This window comes from Bradyrhizobium sp. NAS80.1 (assembly GCF_001908205.1).
Taxonomy (GTDB): Bacteria; Pseudomonadota; Alphaproteobacteria; order Rhizobiales; family Xanthobacteraceae; genus Bradyrhizobium.
In genome coordinates this window covers 1-1,130 of sequence record NZ_LGHL01000485.1, presented here as the reverse complement: position 1 = coordinate 1,130, position 1,130 = coordinate 1, and the positions used below count along the sequence as shown (strand labels likewise).

General features: G+C 61.4%; 1 protein-coding gene and 2 pseudogenes. 2 read left to right on the top strand and 1 reads right to left on the bottom strand.

Annotated elements, in window-relative coordinates:
• Positions 1-15 precede the first annotated feature (15 nt).
• A pseudogene (locus tag AC629_RS44430) lies at positions 16-372 on the bottom strand (IS481 family transposase); the annotation flags it as partial.
• A gap of 411 nt (positions 373-783) precedes the next feature.
• On the opposite strand from AC629_RS44430, the gene AC629_RS44425 reads away from it, so the two are divergent.
• The gene (locus tag AC629_RS44425) at positions 784-954 is read left to right on the top strand and encodes a hypothetical protein (protein WP_210419252.1); all 171 of its coding nucleotides are present in this window, start codon (positions 784-786) and stop codon (positions 952-954) included.
• Positions 944-1,130 (top strand): annotated as a pseudogene (locus AC629_RS44420) (recombinase family protein); the annotation flags it as partial. The gene AC629_RS44425 and the pseudogene AC629_RS44420, both read left to right, overlap by 11 nt.

The following is a 1,130-nucleotide window of genomic DNA, read 5'->3' as shown; positions in this document are numbered from 1 at the left end:
CGCCCGACTTGATGTTCAGCCCGGGGACATGACCGACGGGTGTTCGGGGACATAGCCGACACTTTCTCCGCTCGCCAAGTCGATGATAGCGACTGGGTGGGCGGCAAAGAAGACCCCGTATTGCGCGCTGTTTGCCGAGGGTCGGATGGCAAGGCGCTCGCCGCAGAAGGCCTGCGGTACTTTCCAAAGGCATCCCTTGAAGCTGACATAGGCCTTGGTCGTGGAGACGCGGCGCACGATCTCATGGCTATCGTATTCGACCTCAGGCAAGCGGTCGGGCATAGATCGCTGGCTCGGCCGATATCGACTGGCCGGGACCTGTTGTCCGAGCGCCTCATGTGGCCGTTCGAAGTTGTACAACGAGGTTTGAGAACGCCCACAGGACCGTTCTTCGCAAGGTTCTTTATCGGCATCATCCCTGGTTTGGTCGCCGAGTTTGCATTCATGGTGCCGTCGACAAGGATGGTTTTGTCGTCTTCCGCTGCACGCCGGAAGAGTCGCAAGCAGGCCGGGGGCTTGAAGTGCCGGCCTGGATGTTCGACCGGACGGCATGCCCTGACCTCGGGCTGTTGGCAGCTCAACCGTATGTCAGCATCGAGGCACTCGCGGCGCTCTCCGCGCTGTTCGATCTGGCGTTGAAGGATCAAACGCCATCAGCCGCCCTGTTTTCTGGCGCATCCGGAGCCTCTCACGACCAGAATCGGGGAGGGACTCATGTCACGCGAGACGGCAAGGCCAGGGAGCGGATGCCGACACAAGCGACAAGCGCGTCCGCAACAGCAGATGGATCTGTTCGGGAGCAGCCTGTCGAACGGCGCCATCGGCGCTCCCGCATGGTCGGAGCTGCCGGCGGAAGCGCGGTCGGCGCTCACGATCCTGATGACGCGGTTGATCCTCGACCATGCTGCGACGACAGCGACGCCGCGCGCGAAGGAGGCTGATCATGATCTCTGACAAGGTCAGGCCTCATCATTTGCAGCGCAAGGCGATTCTTTACGTGCGTCAATCCTCAGCACATCAGGTCTTGCACAATCGTGAGAGCCGCGCACTGCAATACGCCATGCGGGACCGGCTGATGGCGCTCGGCTGGTCAGAGGTCGAAGTGATCGATGATGATCTCGGGCGTTCAG